This window comes from Ghiorsea bivora (genome assembly GCF_000744415.1).
Lineage (GTDB): Bacteria > Pseudomonadota > Zetaproteobacteria > Mariprofundales > Mariprofundaceae > Ghiorsea > Ghiorsea bivora.
The window spans coordinates 143602-165901 of the sequence record NZ_JQLW01000010.1 but is presented as its reverse complement, the minus strand read 5'-3'; the positions used below and the strand labels follow the sequence as shown (position 1 = coordinate 165901).

The window sequence follows — 22300 nt, the reverse complement described above, 5'->3', positions numbered from 1 at the left end:
AATGAGTGAAGAAAAAACAGTAAAAACTGAATCGACTGCACCTGCTGCTGACGCGCGTCCTACACGCCCAGCACGCACTGAAGGTGGTCGCCCTGAGCGCCCACAGCGTCGTGGTCCTGGTGGACGTGGTGGTAAATTCCAACGTCGTCGTAAGTTCTGCAAGTTTTGTGCAGATAAAACATTAACAATTGATCATAAAGATCCTGCACTGTTGGGACAATTTGTTTCAGAGCGTTATAAAATTATCCCTTCGCGTGTGACAAGCACTTGTGCAAAACATCAACGTCAATTGACTACTGCGATTAAACGCGCACGTGTTTTGGCATTATTGTCGTTCACACCTTTGCATCACGATTGATTGATTTGTTCACCATAAGGCAAGCCTTAACATGAACCAAGGCACTGAACAGAAACCTGTAGCTTTACCCAAGTTGGCAGATTTCTTTCTGACCAATCGTGTGCCTTGTGCGGCGATGGTTGTAGTGATGTTAACAGCAGCTTATGGGTTTAGTGTGTTGTTTGGAAACCTTCCTATCATTGGCTTTTTGATGCTGATGGTGGGCATGTTGTTGCACTTGGCAGTGCCTAGCGTGTTTGCTTTGATCTTGTTTGGTGGCGGGCTGTTTTACAGTTTGCAAGTTGGAGCTATTGCATCTGCATTGATATTGTTTTTGTCATCAGGAAATATGTATGTGACATTACTTTTTTTTGTGGTGTTTGCCGTAACACCAGCTTTAACCGCAAAAACCATGCAGCGTGAAGGTTTGGGTCAGGCAGCGTGGGTATTGGCTATTGTTTTATTTACAGTGGTGATACTCACTTTAATGATTGCCATGGACACAACTGGAATTCAGGCTTTTGTCTCTGAGCTCTTTAAACCCATGTTTGATGACATGATGAAGAGTGCTCCAGTGTCTGAAACGCAAGCTTTGGACGCGATTCGTCAGTTGCAAAGCTGGGTGGTCAAAATCTTCCCGGGTTTGCTGGTGTTTAGCCTATGGTTTGTGTGGTGGGGCAATATTGTTTATGCACGTAAAACGGCGAAACGGTATGGCTTTTACCAAGGCAATGAAAACGGCATGTTAGACTTTGCTTTGCCTACATTGTTGATTTATGTGTGGATTGCATTTGCAGCAATGGCATGGCTGGCAACAGGTGATTTGCAATATATAGCCATGAATGGTTTGCTGGTATTGTCAGGTTTGGTTGCTGTACAAGGTGTCATGGTTGCGCATGCTTGGTTTGAGAGCCGTAACATGGTGAACACAATTATAGTGATGTATGTGATGTTATTTTTTTGGTCTGCTGTGATAATATTATTTATTGTGGTTGGGCTACTTGATTTTTGGTTTAATTTTCGTCGAAATATGGTTTCGACAACAGGAGAAAAATGATGGATTTGATTCTTTTGGAACGTGTAGAAGGACTCGGAAACGTTGGTGATGAAGTAAAAGTACGTGATGGTTATGGTCGCAACTTTTTATTGCCACAAAACAAAGCGGTTGTTGCAAATGCTAGTAATGTAAAAGTATTTGAGCGTCGTCGTAAAGTATTGGAAGATAAACAAGCAGAAGTTCTAGCTGCTGCAAAAGCTGAAGCTGAAAAACTATCTGCTTTGGACTTGGTTGTTATTCGAGCAACTTCTGATGGCAAACATTTGTATGGTTCTATTGGTGCTACTGAATTAGCAGCAATGATTAATGAACAAGGTTTTGATGTTGCCCGCCGTGACATTTTGTTGGATGCGCCAATTAAAGAAGTAGGCGAACATGAATTCCGTGTGCGCTTGCATCCAGATGTGGTTGCAGAACTTAAAGTTAACATTGAAGCTGAAGTATAATTGATTGATGAAGGCAATACCCCGACACGTGAGCTAGGCTTGCGTGAACGGGTTCCCCCTCATGCGCGGGATGCTGAGTGTGCCGTGCTGGGTGGAATTATGCTTGATCCAGAGGCCTTAGAGCGTTTGGAGGGTATTTTATCGCCTGATCATTTTTATATTGCAGCCAATGGTAAAATATTTGCTGCGATTGATGCTTTATCCGCTGAAAATCACCCTGTTGATGCTTTAACAGTTAAAGACTATTTGGAGCGCTCTGGACAGCTGGATGAATGCGGTGGAGAAGTGTATCTTGGTGATTTGATTTCACTGATTCCGACTTCGGCAAATGTTAGGCATTATGCTGAAATTGTGCGAGAGCGTGCAATTTTACGTCGTTTGTTACAAGTTTGTTCAAAAATATCGCAAGAAGTATATGAAAGCCCAATGAAACCTGTGGCAGAGCACTTGGATATTTCTGAATCACAGATTTTGGCCGTATCGGAAAGTTTTAGCCAAGATAAGAAAAACTTTTTTTCCTTAAAAGAGCTGATTCAAGAAGGTTATAAAGAACTACAAAAACGTTATGAAGATCAGCGAAAAATCACGGGGGTATCCACGGGTTTTATTGATTTGGATGAAAGTACGGCTGGTTTGCAGCGTGGCGACCTGATTATTATTGCAGGGCGACCCAGTATGGGTAAAACGGCATTTGTGATGAACTTGGCACAAAATGCTGCCATTCGTGATGAAGGTAATGCAAATGTTGTGGCAGTGTTTTCATTGGAGATGTCAGCGCAACAAATTTCCATGCGTTTATTGGCTGCAGAATCCCAAGTGGATATGTCAAAAATGCGTACAGGTAGTTTTGTACCTGATGATTGGCGCAAACTTGCAGCAGGTACGGCGAAACTTTCTGATGCCGCCATTTTTGTTGATGATACACCTGCGATTACAGTGCATGACCTTAGAGCCAAGTGTAGGCGTTTAAAGCGCGATAATGGTCGCCTTGATATGGTGTTAATTGATTACCTACAATTGATGACAGGTACAGCAGCAGAACGTAAAGACTTGGAAATCAGTGAAATGACCCGTTCCCTCAAAGGTTTGGCGAAAGAATTGGATGTGCCTATTTTGGTGTTATCACAGTTGAACCGTTCATTAGAATCACGTTCCGATAAACGCCCAATGATGTCCGATTTGCGGGAATCTGGTGCGATTGAGCAAGATGCCGATGTGATTATGTTTATTTATCGTGATGAAGTTTATAATAAAAAACCTGAGAATGAAGGTAAAGCAGAGATTATCATTGCCAAACAAAGGAATGGCCCGACTGGAACAGTACATCTTGCATTTAGAAAAGAATTTACGCGTTTTGAAAATTTAGCCAAAGGTTTTGACTAAGCTTCTGATATAAAAGTGGGATTATTCTTTTAAATCAATAAAACCCAGATGGGTGGCTTCAAAGACGGCTTCGGAGCGAGAGCTGACAGCAAGTTTTCGGTAAATGTTGCGAATATGGGCGCGCACAGTATTGGTTGATAAAGAAAAAGATGCTGCTATTTCATCGTAACTATAACCCTTGGCAATAAACCGTAAAACCTCATTTTCCCTTGATGTCAGAGGGTTTATGGCTTGTGGTATATGTTGTTCATCTTGTTTTTTGAAGCGTTTGATGAGGTGGCGTGCGATTTCTGGGCTAATGGCCGATTCACCGCGCAAGGTGCTCATCACGGCATCACCAAGTTCTTCAAAGGCCTGTTTTTTTAGCAAATAACTGCTTGCACCAGCTTCTAAGGCGCTTACAACACTTTCTTCATCATCAAACATGGTAACAACCAGTATTTCAATCTCTGGGTAGAGTTGCTTGGCTTGAGCGATCACTTTGACACCATGCCCATCGGGCAAACCTAAGTCTGCAATAAGAATGTCAGGTTGGTGTTCTTTTAAGACAATTATAGCTTCTTCACAGCTACCTACTGCCGCAGAAAGCCTTAATTCAGGATGAATTTTGATGGCTTTGCCTAAGAGATGACGTGTTGCTTTTTCATCCTCAAGCAGTAAGGCGTGATAAAGCTTCATGCGATTTATTTGCTGTCAGTTTTAGCACTAAATTCAGGGTCAAATGTTTTGTTGAGGTGAGTTATAATATCATTGGATTCGTATAACCATGTTGTTTGCCCAGCCTCATCAATACGTAAACAAGGTACTTTAATTTGCCCACCTTCTTTTTCAAGCGTGGTGCGATGTTCGCCACCTCGTACTTGCGCATCCCGGTATTCCAAAGGGATATTTAAACGGTGAACAGTACGCCGTGTTTTTATACAAAAAGGGCAAGCGAAAAATTGATATATGGACATGTTTTCAGCGATGGCATCCATACGTTGTTGTTCTTCAGGGCTACGTTTGATTTTACGAGGTTTGGTCAACCAGCTCACAAAAGCCATCAAACCACCCACACCTTCACGAAATATTTTAAGTAAAATCTTTTTAAGCATGTGCTAAAGCCCCAATTGGTATCGTAAATATTGAAAATGAGATGCGATGCTAGCAGTTTGCATTTGAATTTCACGACTTTTTAATGCTGTATGTGCAATATTGACAATATTAGTGCAAAATGTAGCTTGTTTTGCATTAAGTTGCGCGTTGGTTGTTGACGCTATTGCTTCGTGTACAAGATAAGGAGATGATGATGACTTCAGAGCATGATATTTCATGTTATTCACCAGGGCTTGCAGGCATTCCCGTTGCAGAATCTGCAGTATCAACGATTGATGGGCAGCAAGGTGTGCTTGCATATCGAGGTATTGATATTGAAGAGTTGGCTGAGAAGTCTTCGTATGAAGAAACATCCTTTTTATTGATTTATGGTCGTTTACCTACAGCTGAAGAGCTGGCTAAGTTTGACGAGGACTTACGTCATCATCGCCGTATTAAGTTTCGTATTCGTGATATGATGAAATGTTTTCCCGAGTCGGCTCACCCTATGGATGCGCTGCAAGCATGTGTGGCGGTATTGGGCATGTATTACCCCATTGAAAAAGGTTTGAATCAACAGCTGGGTGAAGATGAGATTCGTGAAGTTTACCTACGCCTGATTGCAAAACTACCAACGATTGTAGCTGCGCATGCACGTATGCGGAAAGGTGATGACCCAATCCAACCGCGTGATGATTTATCACACGCAGCCAACTTTCTTTATATGTTAACTGGAGAAGAGCCTAGCCCATTGGCAGAGCGTATTATGGATGTAGCACTAATTGTCCATGCAGAACATACGATGAATGCCAGTACATTTTCGACCATGGTGGTGGCATCATCCCAAGCAGACCCTTATTCATCCATTAGTGCGGCTGTAGGTTCATTATCTGGCGCATTGCATGGCGGAGCGAATGAAGATGTATTACATATGTTAGATGAGATAGGCTCGTTAGAAAATGCAGAGAAGTATTTACAAGACAAACTTGCCAATAAGAAGAAAATTGCTGGTTTAGGACATAGAATTTATAAAACTAAAGACCCTAGAGCAACCTTATTACAAAAGTTATATGGTGAGTTGGCAAAAGAAGTAGGCGAAGATCCGACTTATGAAATTGCTCGTTATATAGAGCAGTTCTCAAAAGATACTTTGGGTAAAAAAGGCGTGTGTCCTAATGTGGACTTTTATTCAGGTATTGTGTATCGCAAGCTTGGTATTGAAACAGACTTGTTTACACCTATTTTTGCTGTGTCGCGTGTAGCAGGTTGGTTGGCGCATTGGCGTGAACAATTGGCTGATGGTAGAATTTATAGACCTATGCAGATTTATACGGGAAAAACCAGTCAGAGTTACATTCCTATGGAAGATAGAACGTAAGTTATTTTTTAAACGCTTTAAAAGATTTGATGTTCTCAGCTATATTATAAAATATATTTTTCCATTGATGATAAAGGATAAATATCCATCATTGACTATTAGTTTTCAAGACGTTCTGAACAAGTCTGGATGCAATAGATTGTGATTCAGAGTCTTTAAAATTACCAAAAGTAGGCGATCGTAGGCGAGGTGTGCGTTGATGGAATAGTCCTGACTATTGCTCAACGTACAATGCAGCGTTTGGATGTACTGGACGCAAGATACAAATTCAAGGCTTATTCAGGATTTTCTTAACTTTGCATGTTGTAATTTATTTACAATGTCTTGGGATGCCGAGGGAAATGTAAACGTATGATTTTTTTTCATGTCATATGATTATTGGTGTTTGAATGGTTTTGGGCTGAAACCACCAAGATTTTACCCAAAATTATCGCATAAATATTTATTTATTGTATCCCAAAAGCTTTCGATGTCATAGGAAAACAATTTGTATGAGGGTTGTCCCAACAACTGCATACAATGTATGCGAAGCATGGCATCGACCCATGTTGACCCATCTTCTATAAGTATAATACCTTATTGTGACTTGTTTAGAGTTTCTTAATATTCCTCTCGATTTTAGTTGTGGGGAGTGAGAATGACGCTAAAGAAAAAACGGCTATGGTTTACCATGGTGACATCAGTAGTGCTTATCCTTCTTTTTTCGATTGTGACCATTCAGTCATTCAGTTATTTCAGTCGTGATACAATTCGTGAGCAGGGACGAATGGCGGCAGAGATGTTGCGAATTTCGCTAACTGAACAGATGCGTACCGGGGTTATTGGTGAGAGGAATACGCTGTTCAAACGCTTGCGCACCATTCCTGGTCTTGATGATGTTAGGGTGGTTCGGGGTGAGCCTGTTATTCGTCAGTTTGGGCCTGGTATTGAAGGTGAGCAGGTAAAGTTGGAGATGGAGAAGCGAGTGTTGGCGACGGGGCAGTGGGAGGAACGTTTTTTTAGCGAAAAGGATAAACGCCTTTACCAAATTACGATTCCCTATATTGCCAGAAGTACAGGGTCATTGAACTGCCTGCAATGTCATCAGGTGCCAGAGGGAACGATTAACGGTGTGGTGACACTGGGTTTCTCGCTTGAAAACATGCGGCATTCCGAGTTGTTTGCTATCCTTCCGCTGATAGTACTGTTGGTTGTGTTCGGTTTATGTCTGGGTTACTTTCTAAAGCGTTTGTTTGCTCCGATGGTGGTGACAGTGGAAGAGCTGAAATCTGTTGTTGGCAGTGCGATCCAAGGTGATTTCAGTGGGCGAATCACCTCATCAAGCAAAGATGAGATTGGGGAAATCGCCAAGTATACCAATATATTAATGGATACTCTTGATCAGAGTATGGGCAGGATATCCGATCGCATTCAGTCTTTGGGGGGACACAGGCGCTCCGATGGGGGTGAAAAGAACCTGTTGAACCATACGGTTCGAATGGTTGATGAAATGGTGGGGGCGACAAGGTTTAAACAGGCCGTTGAGAATGATCTGGATTTGAACGAGATATACGGCCGCATTCGCCATGTGTTAAAGGAGCATTTTGGATTACACAGTTTCTCCTATTATCAGGTTGAGGAGGATGATAAGCATCTGGCTCTGATTTTTGCCGAAGGTTTGCAGCAGGAGAGTGAGCTGTGGTGCGACCCTGAAATTTTGATGAATGCCGATGCTTGTCGTGCCAAACGAACGGCGAGCTGTGTATCTAGCATTAATAACCCTCATATTTGCCCTCATTTTTGTGGGGTAGCTCAGGAGCAGAGGGATATGGTGCATGTGTGTATTCCGATGAGGTTATCCGGTCGCGTCGGTGGTGTGTTACAAATGGTTATGACTGCAGAGGAGGCGGAGCAATACCCAGATATTGAGCAGACTACCAAGCTATATTTGAATCAAGCTGCTCCGGTAATTGAAGCGCGTCAGCTGATGAAATCATTGAAGAATACAGCCATGCGCGACCCCATGACAGGGTTGTATAACCGTCGTTTTATTGAAGAGTATGTTGATACGCTTACAGCCAGTAGTCTTCGCCAGAACAGTACGCTTGGCGTATTGATGTGTGATATCGATTTTTTCAAGCAGGTAAATGATAATTACGGTCATGATATCGGCGATATGGTGATAAAAGAGTTGGCAACAATACTTAAGAAGGCAGCACGAGCGTCTGATCTAGCTATTCGTTTTGGTGGCGAGGAGTTTTTGTTGTTGTTGCCGGATACTGATGTGGAAGGATGTAAGGAGTTAGCTGAACGGGTTCGCATGATGATGGAAGAACATGTCTTTCAAACTCCGCAGGGACCACTTAAGAAAACACTGTCTGTGGGTTATTCAATGTTCCCTGAGGATGGCGCTGGTTTTTGGGAGTGTGTGAAATATGCTGATATTGCGCTGTATCAAGCCAAGGATCGAGGTCGTAATCAGACGCTGCATTTTCAAGAGGATATGAGAAGCGGGGATATGGAACAGTATTAAGGCCGTATTTGCAAGGTTGTTGTTACGGAATTGGCCAGTGGTTTTGGATGTCATCTTTTTATGATATTCCGCACAGTAAGTGATATCCCCTAAGTGATATACCCAAGTTGCCCAAGTTTTATAACACGTTTAATGTACATGTATGCAACCAACTATAAATCGAACTTTTTCCGTGGGTCTGATTATGGATGATGATGTTTCTGAGGCCCAATCACTGTGTACCCATTTAAGCCACCATGGCATGCATGTTATGGTGGCCAGCAGTGTTCGAGAAAGTTCAGACCTGTTGGCTGCTTATCCTGCCATACAGCGTGTATTCCGACCTAAACGCTGGAACGGCATGCCGAATCATCCTTGGCGACAGTATATTGAGGAGAAGCTGGGTGCATATGAAATATCGGTTTTTTCTCGGGATTGGCTGATCGTAGAAGATGGTGAACAGCAACAGGGTGCTGAAGATTTGGTGCAACAAGAACTAGCCCTGGCGGATTGCCCACCTAAGCTGACTGTAATTCTAACAGCCAATGTACATGTCGGCAATCAGGTTGCATTACTCATGCAACGGAGCGACCGACAAACGTTAGTAACATGCAATCATGTTGATGTGTACAATATGATTTTGCATCACAGCGTGGATAACGTGGTTGCTGATATTGATGATTTGTCGCTGAGTGGTTTATCCCTTCTGATCTTGTGTCAACATCACCACGCGTCTATTGCTATCTATGCAATTTTCAAAGCAAGCAGCTCAGGGTCAATGGGTTTGGCGCGAGAGATCAACTGTGCTGGATATTTTTTTCTCAAACCGCGTAGTAAAAAACACTTGGATGGTAATTACAGCGTAGTACTGGAGTTGGCATTATGAGTGTGGCTGCATTATCATTGTGTTTGCAATGTTGTTATGAGTAATGGATTTAAGTTCCAATTGCAGCAGTCATATCCCTAAGTTGTGCTAGGGTTTGCATCAGTCACAATAAGGGTATCCTGTTCAATCGAGTATCGTCTAGATGATAGCAACTATTTCCCTTCTCTACCCCTTGATACTGGCGTGTTTGTAGTCAGTAAAATTTATCTGCTTGCACCTGAAAAAACGATTGTTAAAACCGAAAATCAAAGCAAGTGGATGAGCATAAAGAACCACCAACTTACAACCAACTATTTCTAAGTAGTTCTACCAAGTATCCAAAACTTAAGACCAAACCGATAATGGCGATAGGACTATTATGAAGCGTGGCTGTTCCCAAGTTATGGCTGATTGATAGGGTAGGGGTGATTGATAGGATAGGGGTGATGATGATGCAATGGTTGTTTGGCCGTTTGGCTCGCCATGGGTTGGCGTTTATACTGATTGTGGCAGTGGCTGCAAATATCGGTATCTATCTCCATTTTTCTCAATCCAAGACGCAATTTGTGCAACGCGGAGTGAATCATCGCGGTGAATTGCTGCTTTATGATATAAAGGAAATTGTTAGGAAACACTTAGAGACTACACGTGGTCTGGCGGCATATGTGTATTCGGAGTTGCTGGTTCATCACCATATGAGCGAATGGGAAGAGGCACGTACATTGTTGCGGGAATTCGTTTCTATACATACTGGTGCATTGGCGCAGGCAGCAGTTTATTTGCCAGATAGTCGTGAACCAATTCAATATACTGACCCGAATATGTCCGGTTTGCCATTGCTGCCGCTTGGTATGTCCAAGCTACCGACGATTCAAGCTGGTCAAATGTTACTTACAGTTATTCAATCGGATGGGAAACGACCATTGTTACGTACCTTCCACAAGGTTTGTGCAAGGGAAAAGTGTGGGATGTTGGTTGTTGATATTGCCATTCAGCCCGTGCTGGAACAGGTTTTGCAGGCGGCTGATAAACGGCAATTGTCTGTTGATATGTCGATCAGTGTTTCTGTCCACGTTCCTGAACGTGGCGATGTTTCGAGCCCCGATGCGGTGATTCCACTATATGTTAGAGCCCCAGACACTGCGGTATCCAGCTCGATAGTATGGCGTGGCAGTTTCGAGTTGGCTGGTCGTCAGTTCTTCGTCAATGCTGTTGCTATGCCTAAGCTGATTGAAAGCCTGGTTGCAAACGTTAAACCAATGGCAATCTGGGGGTTGATATCGGGGGGGATTATTCTGCTGCTGCTGATCTTACTGGGTTATAATATGCTTTATTATAGTAAATATCTGCGCCAGAAGGCAAGGAAACGCTTGCAGGGTGAGCAATGTAGGCTCAAATCCATCATGGATTATGTTCAAGATGCTATTTTATTTGCCACTGTGGACGGTGCAATAAAGCATTCCAATCCGGCAGCCTGTATTCTGTTTGGGTATCGAGGTAATGAGTGGGATACACTCATGCTTGATGATTTGGTGCTTTGGGAGGGAGAAAGTCAGTCTGGTTCGCTGTTGGCTGAAGTGATTCAGAGTGGTTGCAGAACCGCGAGTACATACGAGGTACAGGCGCGGCGAAAAAATGGCGTCATATTCCCAGCAGAGTTGGTTGCGAGCGGATTTCAGGTTATGGGCGAACAGCAGGTAACTCTAATGTTGCGGGATCTATCTGAGCAAAAGAATGTGGAAGCGAAACTGGAATGGTTGTCTGGTTTTGATGCCGTAACGAAACTGCCGAATCGTTCACTGTTTACTGATCGCCTAGATAAAATGATGGCGTTGGTGCGTAGGGAAAAACGGCAGTTGGGTTTGCTTGTATTGGACATTGATCGTTTTAAGGAAGTGAATGACGCATTGGGTTTTTTAGCCGGCGATCAGGTTTTACAAATAACCACAGATCGGTTGCTTGGATTAGTGCGCGAATCGGATTCAACTGCACGTTTGGACAGTGATGAGTTTGCTATCATGCTGCCGGATGCAGGTAAGGTGGACGCTATGCAGATGGCAGAAAAAGTGAAAGAAGCTTTATGTTTGCCGTATGAGGTGGGTGGTCAAGCGTTTTTACTTGGCGTTAATATCGGGGTAGCTGTTTTTCCGAATGATGGGGAGGATGCAGAGACGCTTGTCAAACATGCAACTACAGCCATGCATTATGCAAAAAAACGTGATTTGAATATTCATTGTTTTGAGTCTGTTATGGAAGATAGACTTAAGAATCGACTGGTAATGGAGCAGGAGCTGGTCAAAGCACTGGATGAAGGCCAGATTCGTTTATATTACCAAAGTAAACATCAACTGGTGGATAGCAAGATTATTGGTTTAGAAGGATTGGTGCGCTGGCAGCATCCTGAAAAAGGCTTGATTACGCCAGATAGATTTGTTCCACTGGCTGAAGAAAGCGGTCTGATTCATTCCATGCTTTTTGTATTGCTTCGCCAAGCCTGCCAAGATGCCAAAACTTGGCGTAAAATTGGAGTTTTTCCGGGAAGAATAGGGTTAAACCTTTCTGCTTCGCAGTTGATACGCAAAGGTTTAGCAAAAGAAATTCTGACAACGATTCAAGAATCTGGGGCAAAACCAGAGTGGTTTGAAATTGAAATCACAGAGACTGCAGCGATGAGCGATTTGGAAATGTCGGCGCGTATGATGCAAGAGTTGGTGGATGGTGGTGTTTCTATTGCCATTGATGATTTTGGTACGGGTTACTCATCGTTGGCCTATTTAAAACACTTGCCTGCGGACTGGCTCAAGATAGACATGGCATTCATCCATAATTTACCTGATGACAAGGATGACGCGGCAATTGTTCATTCTACCATAGCAATGGCACACGCCTTGAATAAAAAAGTGATTGCAGAAGGTGTGGAGACAGAAATTCAGCTTGAATTTCTACGGCATGAGGGGTGTGATGCAATTCAGGGGTATTTATTTAGCAGACCTCTTTCTGTTGATGAAACACGCCTTCATTTGAAACGTTATAGCCAAAAATGGTGATATAGCCCCCTTGAGAAGCCGATCTGTTTATTATACCAAAACAACTGAGTGCAAAGGCAGTCAGATGATGGGGTGTTTTTTGTAGCTATGTTGATTCTAACCGCTCCATCTGTTTTTTACCCGAGTTAGGCTCTGCATACAGCACTGTTTCTAGCGCTGTTTTTTGCGCGCGATTGGTCTTCTTATGAAGATATTTATCCGAGCGGATTCTATGGGTTGGTTGTCGTGTATGAACAATAAAAGTTTTGGTTCTCCCCACTGTCATCCCACTTAAAATTCCCTAGCGTCACTCCCGCCTGCGCAGGAGTGACGCTAGGGAAAGTTTATAAGTTCATGTCCAATACTGTATGCATGAAAGAAAACTTATTGATAACCTCTCAGGCTCTAAAGACTCTCTAAGCAGGAAGTGAGACAGCAGTGGTTCACGCCAGTGTTTAATGGGTTGATAGATGAGTATATCATAATATACATTGACATATTCGTCACTACTGTCTATACTGTCATATACAGTTACTTTTGTGAGGCATGCATGAAACAATATTTTACTACGGGTGAGGCGGCGAGAATTTGTTGCGTACATATCAATACTGTTAAAGGTTGGGTTCGCAGGGGAGATATCGAAGCGGTTATTTCCCCTGGGGGGCGCTGGCGCATTGTGGGTACGTCGTTGCTGCGTTTTTTACAAACAAACGGTATGTCGGTGCCAATTGAGCTTCAAGAGAGATTATACAAGATACTTGTTGTTGATGATGATCCTGCAGTCTGCGAGCTGGTGCGTAGCGCTATGAAGCTGAGTTTGTTGCCATGTGAAGTCTCTTGTGTAGGGGATGGTTATAGTGGGTTGATTAGAGTTGGCGACCTTAAACCTGATTTGATGATTCTGGATATTATGATGCCGGATATTAATGGTTTGGAAGTGATGAGGCGTTTACGTGAGAACCCCGTATTGGTTGAAAACATGCGAATTGTTGTATTGACGGGAGCTCAAGACAGCAGTTTGGTACTAAAAAATATCAAGGCGGCCAAACCAGATGCCACCTTATTTAAGCCAGTCAGTATAGTGCAGTTGCTTGAGACGATTCAGGGTTTGTTAGCGCCTAACCAGCCATCTGAACCGAAACAATATAGCGAGGGATATCGTGGCTAACATTTTGGTGGCGGATGACGACCCGCTCAATCTTACTTTGGCATGTGAGATTTTGAAACAATCTGGACACCAGGCCCAGCAAGCGAGTTGCGGAGAAGCCGTAGTTCAACTGGCCATGCAGCAGCCTCCACCAGATCTGATCGTGCTGGATATTATGATGCCGGGTCTCGGCGGTATCGGGGCACTGCATGAACTGCGTGGAGAAGAACGTACCCGAGATATCCCTATCGTGGCGTTGACAGCCATGGCTATGACGAATGACTACAAACGTCTGATTGAACTTGGTTTTGATGCTTATGTTTCCAAACCTTTTAAGGTTGAGGAATTTGTCGCACAAGTGCAAACGCTGCTTGATAGGCGGGGCGACAATGATGAGCTGTGAATATTTGTGCTTATGTGGGGAAGAGGGGTGGATCAATGCAGATTAAACAGAAACTCATGATAATTCTTTTGTGCATGGCGTTATTACCCATGTTGTTTATCAGCACTGTTTTTTTTCATGAGGCAGAATCACTGCTGAAAAGCAACCGTATAGCAGCATTGGAAAGTATTGCGGATCTGAAGGTGCGTGCCATTGAAAGATTTATGCAAGATTTGCAACGTGATGCGGCTATAGCTCAAGACTATTATAATATAAAAACCAATCTGCCGTTGCTCATCCGCTTCGCACATGATCAGCAGAACCCGGCATATATTCGAGCCAAGAAGAGCCTGGATGGACAGCTTGAGACGCTGCAGAAAATCAAGGGATTTAAAGATATTATGCTGTTATCTCCGGATGGCAAAGTCGTTTATGTGTCGAATCAGGCACATGCAGCCATCGATATGGGCAAACCGCTGGTGGATAGGCATGCATTTGAGGAAGGGAAACATCGGATATACCTGAGTGATATCATTGAAGTGAGGAAGGCATTTAAACATGGGGATGATATCGGGGGTGGTTATGAGATGCTTGCGACGGCCCCGTTGTTTGGGGAAGATGGGACGTTTATTGGTGTGCTGGCCTTGGAAACAGATATGCAGCCTGTTTATGACTTGGTGCAACAGACGACGGGTTTGGGGCATAGTGGTGAAACACTGATTGCCCAGGAAAAACATGGTTATGCATTGTTTCTAAATGTATTGCGTCATGACCCATCTGCAGCGATGCATCGTAGGGTAGCATTCGGGCAAAGCCGTGGGTTTCCCATTCAAGAGGCTGTGCGTGGGCATGAAGGTTCCGGTGTATCTGTGGATTATCGTGGTGAAGCGGTGATTGCTGTCTGGCGTTATATTCCATCCATGCGTTGGGGTATGGTATCTAAAATAGATGTGTCGGAAGCTTTTGCTCCTGTGGTTTCGCTTAGGCATCTGGCGTTGTTGGTGGGGGGAGTAGTGCTGGTATTGATTGTTCTGGTTGCCATGGCTGCAGCCCGATCATTTTCTGCTCCGATTCAGGAGCTCAGGCGGGGTATTGCCATTATCGGACAGGGGAATCTGGATCATAAAGTGAGTACAGACCGTGATGATGAGATTGGGCTGTTATCACGTGCCTTTGACGAGATGGTTGTCAATTTGAAAACACTGACGGCTTCCCGGGCAGATTTTGAGAAGGAAATCGCTGAGCGCAAACGGATGGAAGCGAGTATGACAGCAAAGAATCACGAGATTGCTATACGTAATAGGTATGAGGCGAGTTACGGTAAAATAGTCAGCCTGTATGCCAAAAGTCTGGAGCAGGAAGATGTGCTGAACGGTACGCTTGAGGTACTGTCTCAACAGCACCCGTTTCCTGTGTCTGCAGTTTATTTGTATGATGAATGGAGTGGTAAACTGACAAGGGCTGCGGATCATGGCATTCCGGGGTCATTGCCAGATAGCTTTCAGATGGGTGAGGGCGTGCTTGGTCAAGCGTTTCGGGATAGGGAGTTGACTGTTTTGGATGAGTTAGAAGGGGCTCATATCATCTCTATCGATACGGGTCTATTATCATTCTCACCTGCAGCAGTTATTGTAGCACCCATCTGTTTTCAGGAGCGCGCTTTGGCCGTGTTGGTGCTGGCCTCTACCAAACCGCTACTGGAAATAGATCGAGTCTTTATTGAACGTCTTTGCCGACAAATGGGTGTTGCACTGAATAATATTACCCAGCATCAGGCGCTAACAAACTTGGCTGAAGAATTAAAAATGCACAGTGATGAAATTAAGGTAAAAAATACACAGCTGGAGCAGGCGAATCGGATGAAATCGGAATTTTTGGCTAATATGAGCCATGAATTACGCACGCCACTCAATGCTATTATTGGTTTTTCCGAGCTATTGAAAGATGGGCTGGGCGGTGAGTTACAGGCAGATCAAAAAGACTTTGTGACTGATATATACACCAGTGGTAAGCACTTGCTTTCGCTGATTAACGATATTCTGGATCTGTCTAAAATTGAAGCTGGAAAAATGGAGCTGGATTTGGAACCAGTTCATCTTAGTGAGGTGCTGCAAAACAGCGTTTCGATGATCAAGGAAAAAATGCTGGAGCATCATCTTCGGCTGGATTGCGATTTTGCGGACAATTTATCGGAATGTTACCTCGATGCGCGTAAGACCAAACAGATGATTTACAATATGCTGTCCAATGCTGTGAAGTTTACTCCTGATGGTGGTCGTGTGAAGTTTACAGTACGGCGCGTCATGGCCGATGCGTTGCATGTGGCTGATGAGAACCATCCCTCGGCTGTCAATGCGCCTGCCTCACCTGCGGCAGAGTTTTTGGAGATTATGGTTTCTGATACTGGTATCGGTATCAGCCCTGAGGATCAGCAACAGCTGTTTACACCGTTTCAGCAATTGGAAAGCATGTTAACCAAGGCTTATGAAGGCACGGGATTGGGCTTGGTAATACTCAAGCGATTGGCTGAGCTGCATGGCGGCACAGTGGGGCTGAAGAGTGCTACGGATGAGGGTAGCATCTTTGTCGTTTGGTTGCCGTATCTGGTGTCCAAACAGGAAGCTGAGAGGCAGACATCTACTTTGCGCCTGCAGGAAAATCAGCACGGGGTGAAAAAACTCATATCAAATCATCATAACGTACTGATTGTCGAAGATGACGAAAAAGCGGCGGCTTTAATGAAAATACAGCTTGAACGGGCTGGATATGCCACTCGTCATGCTATCAGCGCCGAACAGGCGCTAGAAATGATTGCTGATGAACGCCCCGATTTGATTACCTTAGATATTATGTTACCAGGTATGGATGGCTGGGATTTGATGCACATGCTTAAGCAGCAGTCGGATACAGCTCAGATTCCCATTGTTGTGGTGTCAATCGTAGCCGATTCGGGAAAAGGTTTTTCTCTCGGGGCAGCCGATGTTTTGCAAAAACCTGTGGAACGACAAACGCTGATTGGTGCTATTGCAGGACTGGACTTTTCACTTGAAGGTAAACGTGTGCTAGTGGTTGATGATGATCCCAAAGCAGTGGAACTGGTTGCCAAACATTTGTCGACAGTCGGTTGTGATGTACTTAAGGCCTACGGGGGCAAGGAGGCTATTGATATCGCTGAATCAGCCTGCCCAGATCTCATTATTCTCGACCTGATGATGCCCAAATTCAGTGGATTCGATGTTGTCGATAAACTGAAAAAGATGCCGAAAATGGCTTTAATCCCCATCATCATTTTGACGGCTAAGGAGCTGGATGAAAAGGATCGCCGACAACTCAATGGCGATATCATTAAAGTGATGCAAAAGAGTAGTTTTAATCACAATAACTTTATCAATGAAGTTAAGCGTGCGACTTATCATAGTAAACAACTGGCTGCATCCTGAGGAGATATCCATGAGCGATATGATTTTGATTATTGAAGATAACCTAGCCAATTTGAAGCTGGTTTCGGCCATATTGAACAGTGCCGGTTACAATGTTTGTTCGGCAATGAGTGCAGAGGCTGGTCTATTGCTGGTGGAGTCAGAACATCCAGATTTGATTTTGATGGATATACAGTTGCCAGGCATGGATGGTTTGACCGCAACAGCTAGGTTGAAACAAAACCCTGCTACACGTGATATTCCTGTCATCGCGCTTACTGCTTTTGCCATGAAGGGCGATAGGGAGCGTATGCTGGCTGGTGGCTGCGATGATTATGTGACCAAACCTATTGATTACAAACAGTTCTTGGTCACGGTTGCCCAACACCTAGAAGCAGGAAATCATGATTGATCAATGCTGGTTGTTTTTGGACTATTTACCTCGATGGTATGCGATTGAAAATATGAAACAACGCAACCATGTGCCGTTTGCATTGCTCTGCCTACGCTTGCCTGAGGGTGCAGACTTTTTGCATGTTACCAGTATTATCACACGTATGGCTCGTTCGCATGAGCTGATTACCTATGGTGGACAAGCTCAGGAGTGCCTGATTCTGATGCTGCATGCCCATGCAAGGCAGGCTGCCATGGCAGCAGCGTTTTTATCAAGAGTTGCTGAATCAGAGCGTGGATGTAGTTGTAAGTCATGCAGCTTGTTCTAATCATGCAGAGGATGCCTAGGGGCTGTTCTGGCATGTCAGCAAACAACTGAGACATACGACTGGTAGCGGAAAATAAGATGAAATTGGATTTTGGATAAGGGGTGATGGGTATGTTAGATGTAAGCAATGCTAAAATTTTAGTGGTGGATGATAATGCCCAAAACCTGAGCTTAATGCGTAATATGCTTAGTTCTGAATATCACAATATATCTACTGTTCAGAGTGGCAAAGCCGCGCTGGAGCATGTGGCGCACGAGATGCCCGATATTATCTTGCTGGATATTATGATGCCGGAGATGGATGGCTTTGAAGTAGCCTCTCGTTTGAAACACTCGGTCAGCGACAGGGATGTGCCGGTAATTATGGTGACAGCACTGGAGGACAGGCAGTCCCGCATTCGGGCTTTGGATGCCGGCGCTGAAGAGGTGGTTAGCAAACCGGTCGACAGGCATGAGCTGATGATCCGAGTCAAAAACATGCTGCGTTTGCACGCCTTGAGCGAACAGTTGAAAAACAGCAACCAAATGCTGGAGTCAATAGTGTCTGAGCGTACCCGGGATTTACAAAATTCGTTCAAAGAGACTCTGTTGACGCTGCAGCGTGCAGCTGAATATCGTGATGATGAAACTGGCGCACATGTGCGCCGCATATCCTATTACGCCAAACATCTGGCGCAAGAAATGGAAAAACATGATGAGTTTTGCGAATTGATTTTTCATGCCAGTCCGATGCATGATGTGGGTAAGATCGGCATACCGGATCACATCCTGCTCAAGCAGGGGCCATTGAATGAAGATGAGTGGGTGATTATGAAATCACATGCCACCATCGGGCATAATATTCTTAAAGATCACTCTTCTCCGCATCTAAAAATGGGAGCTTGTATTGCACTGTGCCATCATGAACGCTGGGATGGTAGTGGTTACCCACAAGGATTGAAGGGTGAAGCTATTCCGTTTTCAGCCCGGATTATGCAAATATGTGATGTGTATGATGCCCTGCGCAGTGAACGCCCTTACAAAAAGGCGTTTGATCATGATAAGGCATTTGCAATTATCACCGAGGGTGACGGGCGTACAGAGCCCAGACATTTTGATCCAGAGGTGCTGGCTGCCTTTGTTCAGGCTGCCGGTTATCTGGCACAGGTGTATGATCAGTATTCGGATGCTCATGAGACAGGCACCTCTTCATGATGGGGTTGCGAGGTAAAATTGTTCTGGCTGTTTCTGGCCTTGTGGTGACCTCTTTACTGATTGCCAGCGGTTTTATCTATTGGCAAAACATGCAGCTGATCAGGCAACACAGCCTGGCACTGGCTCAGGATGACTTGGAAAAGGCAGCAGTCGGCATGCGCTCCAAATTGTATGCTGCTGAAGAAAGTTTGCTCACGCTGCGTGGCATTCCTCCAGTTGAGGCGATTATGCGAGCTCGTGCAGCTGGCGGCATTGATCCAGAATCCGGTGACTCCGTGGAGGTCTGGAGACAGCGGATGCAACAGATTTTTTCAGCATTTCTGAGCCACGGTGGGCGGTTTGAGAAATTACGGTATTTTGATGAGAATGGTATGGAAATGGTGCGCGTGGATGCCGTTAATGGTGTGATTCGGGTTATACCGCAGCAGGCTTTGCAGAATAAAGCATCGTGCAATTATTTTCAGCAGGCTATTAAGATGTCAGCAAATTCGGTATATATAGGTGAAATGATTCTCAGTCGAGAACATGGTCGCATTACGCTGCCGCAGCGGGCGGTGATTCATCTGGCTGTGCCGGTTTACGATGACAAACAGCAGTTGCGTGGTTTGCTGGTTGCCAATGTATTGGCGGACTATCTGCTGAAGTCGTTACCTGCTGAACATGACGGCATAAAAAACTATTTGTTCGATGAGCAGGGGCATTATCTGCTGCACCCTATAATGGAGAAACGTTTTGCTCATGAGTTAGGTCGTGACGACGCTGAGGAAGAAAGTGTATATGGGTTATTGTCAGCGCTGGGTAGTGAGCAACGTTATGTGGCTGTAGAGCAACGCAGTGACGGTACGAGAGAGTTACAATTATTTGAGAAGATATATTATGCGGCGCCAAGAGATCACCACCATCGTTATTGGGTGTTATTGCGTACCATGCCCGAACAGCTGCTGTATAGCGAATTGGAAGGCACAGGTAATTCGATTCTGTTGTTGGGATTATTGATAACCGGATTATGCCTAGTTGTGGTGGCCTGGGTAGCTACGCGAAAAATTGTACGTCCGATTGGACAGTTGGTTGAGGCGTCTGAACGTTTGCAACAAGGCGACTTGTCTGTCCGATTGCCGGTTCATGAGGTGAGGGATGAATTCAAAACCTTGTACGGTATGGTGAATGCATTTGCTGAAAAGCAACAGCAAACCACCGCGCAACTGGCCAGAGAAGTGAAGGATAGGACAGCCCGGTTATCGAATATTATGGAGTCGATGGCTGATGGTCTGATTACGATTGATCATCATGGAATCATTCAGAGTTTTAATCGGGCAGCTGAACATATTTTTGGTTATAGTGCCAGTGAAGTGATAGGTAAAAATGTTAAAATATTGATGCCGGAGTCATTTCGCTCTCAGCATGATGATTATATCCAGCGTGCAACAGAAACAGAAAGATTAGGGGTTTTGCATCGTCAACTGGTTGGCTTGCGCAGGGATGGCAGCACCTTTCCGATTGACCTGTCAATTAGCGAGGTGCGCAGCGATGAGCAGCATAGCTTTGTTGGCATCGTCCGAGACATCAGTGAGCTGACACAAGCCGCCGAAGAGATTGCGGCAAAAAATGCAGATCTGATCAAACATGCTCATTATGAAAAATCCTATGCTGCTTGCATGTCTGTGCTGTCGTCCACGCATGACAAGGCTGAAGCGATGCATGATATTTTATCTGTTTTGGCTGAACATCACGATTTCCCAGTTTCTGCGATTTATCTGCATGAGGCGCAGCAAGGCAGGCTGATTTGCGCGGCCTCGCATGGGGCACCAGATCATATGCAAACAGAAATAATGATGGGTGAAGGGCTGGTGGGACAGGCTGCGAAGGCGCAACAAATATTGGAAATTGATGGTCAGGCGGAACAGGGAGGGCTGTTGATAGAAGCCGGCATACTCTCCTTTATGCCAGTTGCTGTCATGGCCTGTCCTATACTGTTTCAACGCAGCTTAATTGGCGTACTGGTATTGGCAGCCAGCGCACCTATGAATGAGCTAGATCGCAAGTTGATAGCGCAGTTTGTCACCCAGATGGGAATCGCATTCAACAATTTTGAACAATATGATGTGCTCAAACAGCAAGCTATACAATTGCAGCAACAACGTGATGAAATTCAAAGTAAAAACAGAGAGCTGGAAAGCGCTAGCCGTATGAAGTCCGAGTTTTTGGCTAATATGAGTCATGAATTACGTACGCCGCTCAATGCCATTATCGGTTTTTCAGAGTTGATCAAAGATGGTGCGGTTGGCGAACTGAATCACGATCAACGGGATTATTTGAAGGAAATTTTCGATAGTGGTCAACATTTACTGGAGCTAATCAATGAGATTCTCGACCTATCCAAAATCGAGGCTGGCAAAATGGAACTGGAACTGAATGCGGTAATTATTTCGGATATGTTGGAAAATAGTCTCTCCATTATCAGTGAAAAAGCGATGAAACACGGCGTATCGGTGCACACGGATATTGATGCGGGGCTTGGAAGCTGCATTGTTGATATCCGTAAGTTGAAGCAGATTTTGTATAACTTGCTCTCTAACGCAGTGAAGTTTACCCCCAAAGGTGGTTCAGTGACCTTGAGCGCTTGTTTGGTGCCATCGACAGACCTTGTTGAAGGTGCAGACAAGCCATATCTGGAAATTTCTGTCATTGATACTGGTATCGGAATTGCTAAAGAGGATCAGGAGCGTATTTTCTTCCCTTTTGAGCAGGCAGATGGATCCTTGACGCGTCGTTATGAGGGTACTGGGCTGGGACTTATTCTGGTTAAATCTATGGTCGAATTGCATGGTGGCAATGTGCGTGTTGAGAGTAACCCGGGTCAGGGCAGTACATTTACAATCAGTATCCCCTACCGACAGGCCATATGTGCAGATGAACCTGAAAATGTAAATGAAAATGTAAATCAGGTGAACCGTGAGTATGGCGCGCGTGGGCTTGTCACCGCTGGCGACCAGCTGTGTGCCCTGATTATTGAGGATGATCATAGCTCGGCCGAATTAATGCGCCGAAAACTGGAAAAATACGGTTTTCTGGCAGAGCGGGCAGCGACGGCTGAAGGTGCGATATTTTGGCTAAGAAATCACCAAGCAGACCTGATTGTGTTGGATATTATGTTGCCATTAACCAACGGTTGGCAGTTTCTGGAAGCGCTAAAGAAACATCAGAACGGTATCAATGTGCCAGTGCTGGTGGTCTCAGCTGTGGCTCAAGATAACTATCAAAAAGGTATGGCGTTAGGGGCATCGGCGATGCTTCAGAAACCGGTCAGTGATCAGGCCTTAAATGATGTGCTGCTTAAACTGGGTTTTGTTGGTAACAACACAGCACAGTTTGAATGAAAT

At 44.6% G+C, this 22300-nt stretch carries 17 protein-coding genes; 15 read left to right on the top strand and 2 right to left on the bottom strand.

Annotated features, from left to right (window positions below; genetic code table 11):
* Position 1: 1 nt before the first annotated feature.
* From rpsR to dnaB, 4 genes are read left to right on the top strand one after another with little or no spacing between them, the layout of a single operon-like run.
* On the top strand, positions 2-358 hold the full coding sequence (rpsR, locus tag DM09_RS11875) for a 30S ribosomal protein S18 (RefSeq protein WP_038250102.1): 357 nt from the start codon (positions 2-4) through the stop codon (positions 356-358).
* A 31-nt stretch (positions 359-389) separates the two neighbouring features.
* Complete coding sequence (locus tag DM09_RS09000; RefSeq protein ID WP_038250100.1) at positions 390-1394, top strand: DUF2232 domain-containing protein; 1005 nt, start codon at positions 390-392, stop codon at positions 1392-1394.
* On the top strand, positions 1391-1840 hold the full coding sequence (rplI, locus tag DM09_RS08995; protein WP_232507800.1) for a 50S ribosomal protein L9: 450 nt from the start codon (positions 1391-1393) through the stop codon (positions 1838-1840). Before DM09_RS09000 ends, rplI begins: the two co-directional genes overlap by 4 nt.
* Positions 1841-3223: a replicative DNA helicase gene (gene dnaB / locus DM09_RS08990; RefSeq protein ID WP_232507799.1), complete on the top strand. Its 1383-nt coding sequence runs from the start codon at positions 1841-1843 to the stop codon at positions 3221-3223. It abuts the gene before it with no gap.
* A 21-nt stretch (positions 3224-3244) separates the two neighbouring features.
* On the opposite strand, the gene DM09_RS08985 is transcribed toward dnaB, so the two are convergent.
* Together DM09_RS08985 and DM09_RS08980 are read right to left on the bottom strand one after the other, a co-directional pair.
* Complete coding sequence (locus tag DM09_RS08985; protein ID WP_038250095.1) at positions 3245-3901, bottom strand: response regulator; 657 nt, start codon at positions 3899-3901, stop codon at positions 3245-3247.
* Between the two features lie 5 nt (positions 3902-3906).
* Entirely contained in the window at positions 3907-4317 is a 411-nt protein-coding gene (locus DM09_RS08980) for a glutaredoxin family protein (protein WP_038250093.1), read from the bottom strand.
* 194 nt (positions 4318-4511) lie between these two features.
* On the opposite strand from DM09_RS08980, the gene DM09_RS08975 reads away from it, so the two are divergent.
* The 11 genes from DM09_RS08975 (at position 4512) to DM09_RS08925 (ending at position 22297) form a co-directional block, all read left to right on the top strand.
* Positions 4512-5675 carry a citrate synthase gene (locus DM09_RS08975; protein ID WP_038250090.1) on the top strand — a complete coding sequence of 388 codons (1164 nt, stop codon included), beginning with the start codon at positions 4512-4514 and terminating at the stop codon, positions 5673-5675.
* A gap of 637 nt (positions 5676-6312) precedes the next feature.
* The gene (locus tag DM09_RS08970; protein WP_038250087.1) at positions 6313-8187 is read left to right on the top strand and encodes a sensor domain-containing diguanylate cyclase; all 1875 of its coding nucleotides are present in this window, start codon (positions 6313-6315) and stop codon (positions 8185-8187) included.
* Positions 8188-8329: 142 nt separating this feature from the next.
* Positions 8330-9052, top strand: a complete 723-nt coding sequence (locus DM09_RS08965; protein ID WP_157753688.1) for a hypothetical protein — start codon at positions 8330-8332, stop codon at positions 9050-9052.
* A gap of 365 nt (positions 9053-9417) precedes the next feature.
* Positions 9418-12078, top strand: a complete 2661-nt coding sequence (locus DM09_RS11195) for a putative bifunctional diguanylate cyclase/phosphodiesterase (RefSeq protein ID WP_157753686.1) — start codon at positions 9418-9420, stop codon at positions 12076-12078.
* A gap of 529 nt (positions 12079-12607) precedes the next feature.
* Positions 12608-13225, top strand: a complete 618-nt coding sequence (locus DM09_RS08955) for a response regulator (RefSeq protein WP_051938351.1) — start codon at positions 12608-12610, stop codon at positions 13223-13225.
* Positions 13218-13607, top strand: coding sequence for a response regulator (locus DM09_RS08950; RefSeq protein ID WP_038250083.1), 390 nt, complete (start codon positions 13218-13220; stop codon positions 13605-13607). Before DM09_RS08955 ends, DM09_RS08950 begins: the two co-directional genes overlap by 8 nt.
* A gap of 35 nt (positions 13608-13642) precedes the next feature.
* Complete coding sequence (locus tag DM09_RS08945; RefSeq protein ID WP_051938350.1) at positions 13643-17026, top strand: response regulator; 3384 nt, start codon at positions 13643-13645, stop codon at positions 17024-17026.
* Between the two features lie 10 nt (positions 17027-17036).
* Positions 17037-17417, top strand: coding sequence for a response regulator (locus DM09_RS08940; RefSeq protein ID WP_038250080.1), 381 nt, complete (start codon positions 17037-17039; stop codon positions 17415-17417).
* Positions 17410-17727, top strand: a complete 318-nt coding sequence (locus tag DM09_RS08935; protein WP_038250078.1) for a hypothetical protein — start codon at positions 17410-17412, stop codon at positions 17725-17727. The genes DM09_RS08940 and DM09_RS08935 overlap by 8 nt, the downstream gene beginning before the upstream one ends.
* 110 nt (positions 17728-17837) lie before the next feature.
* Positions 17838-18920, top strand: coding sequence for a response regulator (locus DM09_RS08930; RefSeq protein WP_038250287.1), 1083 nt, complete (start codon positions 17838-17840; stop codon positions 18918-18920).
* Complete coding sequence (locus DM09_RS08925; protein ID WP_038250075.1) at positions 18917-22297, top strand: PAS domain S-box protein; 3381 nt, start codon at positions 18917-18919, stop codon at positions 22295-22297. Before DM09_RS08930 ends, DM09_RS08925 begins: the two co-directional genes overlap by 4 nt.
* The last annotated feature ends 3 nt before the right edge of the window (positions 22298-22300 follow it).

What these genes read in the sequence shown, in the direction of transcription:
- DM09_RS08935 (WP_038250078.1), top strand. Translation starts at nt 17,410, where the DNA reads ATGATTGATCAATGCTGGTTGTTTTTGGACTATTTACCTCGATGGTAT.
- DM09_RS08985 (WP_038250095.1), bottom strand. Translation starts at nt 3,901, where the DNA reads ATGAAGCTTTATCACGCCTTACTGCTTGAGGATGAAAAAGCAACACGT.
- DM09_RS08975 (WP_038250090.1), top strand. Translation starts at nt 4,512, where the DNA reads ATGACTTCAGAGCATGATATTTCATGTTATTCACCAGGGCTTGCAGGC.
- rpsR (WP_038250102.1), top strand. Translation starts at nt 2, where the DNA reads ATGAGTGAAGAAAAAACAGTAAAAACTGAATCGACTGCACCTGCTGCT.
- DM09_RS08965 (WP_157753688.1), top strand. Translation starts at nt 8,330, where the DNA reads ATGCAACCAACTATAAATCGAACTTTTTCCGTGGGTCTGATTATGGAT.
- DM09_RS08930 (WP_038250287.1), top strand. Translation starts at nt 17,838, where the DNA reads ATGTTAGATGTAAGCAATGCTAAAATTTTAGTGGTGGATGATAATGCC.
- DM09_RS08940 (WP_038250080.1), top strand. Translation starts at nt 17,037, where the DNA reads ATGAGCGATATGATTTTGATTATTGAAGATAACCTAGCCAATTTGAAG.
- DM09_RS08970 (WP_038250087.1), top strand. Translation starts at nt 6,313, where the DNA reads ATGACGCTAAAGAAAAAACGGCTATGGTTTACCATGGTGACATCAGTA.
- rplI (WP_232507800.1), top strand. Translation starts at nt 1,391, where the DNA reads ATGATGGATTTGATTCTTTTGGAACGTGTAGAAGGACTCGGAAACGTT.
- DM09_RS08980 (WP_038250093.1), bottom strand. Translation starts at nt 4,317, where the DNA reads ATGCTTAAAAAGATTTTACTTAAAATATTTCGTGAAGGTGTGGGTGGT.
- DM09_RS08945 (WP_051938350.1), top strand. Translation starts at nt 13,643, where the DNA reads ATGCAGATTAAACAGAAACTCATGATAATTCTTTTGTGCATGGCGTTA.
- DM09_RS08955 (WP_051938351.1), top strand. Translation starts at nt 12,608, where the DNA reads ATGAAACAATATTTTACTACGGGTGAGGCGGCGAGAATTTGTTGCGTA.
- DM09_RS09000 (WP_038250100.1), top strand. Translation starts at nt 390, where the DNA reads ATGAACCAAGGCACTGAACAGAAACCTGTAGCTTTACCCAAGTTGGCA.
- DM09_RS08925 (WP_038250075.1), top strand. Translation starts at nt 18,917, where the DNA reads ATGATGGGGTTGCGAGGTAAAATTGTTCTGGCTGTTTCTGGCCTTGTG.